Genomic DNA, 2815 nt, shown 5'->3' with positions numbered 1-2815 from the left:
CGTCGGCGAGCCAGGCCTGCGGGTCGACATCGTTCATCTTGGCGCTGACGATCAGGCTGTAGAGAACGGCCGCGCGCTGTCCGCCGCGATCGGAACCGCAGAACAGCCAGGACTTTCTGCCGAGAGCGAAGACCGATTCATTATGCACCTCCTTTTCAAATGGCGGAAAACAGCGATTCCTGGTTGTCGTCGTGGATGCGATGCGGAGTATTGCGCGCCAAATCGGCCTTGATCCGTTCGTCTTCGAGGTCGCTGGCGCGGATCTGGTAGGGTGCGCCGCGCATGACCTGCTCGGCAGGCAAGAGGCCATCCCTGATGAACCGGCGGATTTTGACGTGCGAGACTCCAAGCCGGGCGGCCGCGTCCGACATGGTGAGCCACTCGCCATTCTTGTCGGAAGAGCGATAGCCGCTGATCTTGTGCACCGTGCGCAGCGATTGGACGCGACGCGCGGTCCAGGTCTTTCCCTGACCGGTCTGCATGCCCATGCGGTTGAGTGTGGCAGCGATTTCGGCATCCGACCATCGGGTTGCCATGGATCGCATGATCGCCAGAGCCTCCTCAGGCGTACGCTGGCCATGCTCTCCGGATTTGGGCTTGCGAACCCGTACCTGCGAGTGCTGGCCTCCGTGCCAGTGGATGGTCAAGATCACGTCGCGCGCATCGTCATCGACATCCGCCACGATGTCCTTGATGAGCGCGCGCAGCAGTTGCTGACGACAGCGCATGTCGACACCCGGCGCGTTCCAGGTGGCCTCGAGATTCTGGGCGAGGCCCGTGAAGTCCGGAACCGCGTCGACAGGCTCCACACGCTGGACTTCGCTCAGCCGGGCCTCGCAGGTCTCCACGCGCCTGAGCGTGGCTTCCCAACTCCTCTCGAGCTGGGCCGCAATAAGCCGGTTCTCCGGGTCGCAAGCGGCATAGCGGCGCTCGGCGAGCGATGCCTCATAGCGCGCCTGCTGCAGGTCCATCTCGATCATCTGCCGCCGCTTGGCTTCGCTCTCCAGCTGCATCCGTTCAGCCTCCAACGCCGCTTCGATCGCCATCGGCGCAACCGCCTCCAGCGCTTCGCGGGTCACCGCCGCGTCGGTGCGAAAGCCGTTGAACGACATGCATCGCGCCTGGGCCATCATGAGGTTGCCGCGCTCGCAGCGATATACCGGATAACCTTGGCCGCGTCCGGCATACATGACAACCAGTCTTCGCCCGCATCGACCACAGGAGATGAGACCGGGGAGCAGTGCGCGACCGCCGCGGCCCGACTTGACGCCGCCGGCTTTGCCATAAGCGTTGGCCGCGAGCAGTTCCTGGTTCCGTTCGTACTCGCTCCATCCGATGTAGCCTTCGTGATGGTCGTTGAGCACCACCGCCCACTCGCTAGCCGGCTTGTAATGGCCATAGCTCTTGCGAACGCGGCCATCGACGATCTCAGTGCGCTTCTCGCTCTTACCATAGACATAGGCGCCGGCGTAGAATGGGTTCTTCAGGATCGAGATCACGTTGCGGTAGCGGATCGGAACCCAGTCGAAGGACACCATCTTCTTGCCGTCGGAGGGTCTGGGGAAATGCACGTCATCGTCGATCATCGAGATCAGGACCTGGCGCGCACTGCCGAGTTCGCGGAAGCGCGCGAATATCAGGCGAATGGTCTCCTGCAGGCGCATGTCGGGATCGAACCCGAGACCGTAATCGCGGTGCCAGACATAGCCGAAAGGCACGGAGATGCGCAGTTCCCCGCGCTGTGCCTTGGCGCGGGCGGCCTCGTACATGCGGGCACGCAGCACGCCGAGCTCGAACTCGCTGATGCTGCCCTTCATACCGAGCAGCAGGCGGTCGTTCGGCAATCCCGGATCGTAGACTCCGTCCAGATCGATCACGCGTGCATCAACTTCGCCGCACAACTCGAGCAGCCGATGCCAGTCCGGCCCGTTGCGCGACAGGCGGGACGCCTCCAGGCAAAGCACGGCGCCCACATGGCCGGTGCACAGATCGTCGACCAGGCGCTCGAAACCGGGACGCTCCACAGCCCCGCTTGCGGTTCGTCCCAGATCCTCGTCGATCACCTCTACTTTGCGGAATCCCCAGCGCCGCGCGACGTCGACAAGCTCATATTGCCGACGTTGGCTCTCAAGGTTGAGCTGGACCTGCGCCTGAGTGGACTGACGCACATAGACGACAGCCTTGCGCTTGAGGACGGCAGTCGGAATCAGATTACCGCTCGTCATCGCAGCTCTCCTCCTCCGTTGCCACGCCGGCGGCGGCCATCAATACGTTGGCGAGCCGGGCGATCACGATGGTCCGTTGCGCTGAACTCAGCCCGTTCAGCTTCTGCGAGTCGAGCGGCAAGCTGAGTTGGCGAACGACCACGAGAGATCGTGTCGGTGGTGGCAGGGTTCTCATGTTGCGCCTCCGCGATGGTGAAACCATCCGGACAGCCTCGCCGGAAACGGCGTTCGATCAAGAGCTTGTGAAGCTCAAGCAGCGCGGCAAGCGATACGCGCGGGGAGCCCAGGTCCATCGCCGCGCAAGCCACGGGATCGATCATCCAGGCCGGAGCGGTAATGACATGCCCGGGCGCGACGACGAGATGAATGATCCGGCCGTTGGCGCGCTCTTCGCTGTTCTCGCAGCGAAGCCGATGTCCGAAATACGGGTGCCAACGGTAATGGACCTCGACCTCCTGCCCAACATGGGCAGAATGACCCCGAGATGGCGATGCCGCGCAGGGCTCGCTCGGCTGCATTGTTGGATAGGCAGATCCGCCCATCGTCGAGGAACCGGGTGAAGGATGACCAGCGGCGCAGCATGTAGTTGA

The 2815-nt window shown here is 63.3% G+C and carries 2 protein-coding genes and 2 pseudogenes; all 4 read right to left on the bottom strand.

Annotated features, from left to right (window positions below; genetic code table 11):
* Nucleotides 1-127 (bottom strand): annotated as a pseudogene (locus tag NKH05_RS32825) (transposase domain-containing protein); the annotation flags it as partial.
* Nucleotides 128-155: 28 nt separating this feature from the next.
* The gene (locus NKH05_RS32820; RefSeq protein ID WP_352515921.1) at nucleotides 156-2225 is read right to left on the bottom strand and encodes a recombinase family protein; all 2070 of its coding nucleotides are present in this window, start codon (nucleotides 2223-2225) and stop codon (nucleotides 156-158) included.
* The gene (locus NKH05_RS32815; protein ID WP_128178386.1) at nucleotides 2212-2400 is read right to left on the bottom strand and encodes a hypothetical protein; all 189 of its coding nucleotides are present in this window, start codon (nucleotides 2398-2400) and stop codon (nucleotides 2212-2214) included. The genes NKH05_RS32820 and NKH05_RS32815 overlap by 14 nt, the downstream gene beginning before the upstream one ends.
* A 308-nt stretch (nucleotides 2401-2708) precedes the next feature.
* Nucleotides 2709-2815 (bottom strand): annotated as a pseudogene (locus tag NKH05_RS32810) (IS66 family transposase); the annotation flags it as partial.

Source organism: Mesorhizobium sp. M1399 (assembly GCF_040317735.1).
Classification (GTDB): Bacteria; Pseudomonadota; Alphaproteobacteria; order Rhizobiales; family Rhizobiaceae; genus Mesorhizobium.
The sequence above is the reverse complement of the archived record's forward strand: the minus strand, read 5'-3'. Positions and strand labels throughout refer to the sequence as shown.

Excerpts from the sequence above, each read along its gene's own strand:
- NKH05_RS32815 (WP_128178386.1), bottom strand. The coding sequence starts at position 2,400 with ATGAGAACCCTGCCACCACCGACACGATCTCTCGTGGTCGTTCGCCAA.
- NKH05_RS32820 (WP_352515921.1), bottom strand. The coding sequence starts at position 2,225 with ATGACGAGCGGTAATCTGATTCCGACTGCCGTCCTCAAGCGCAAGGCT.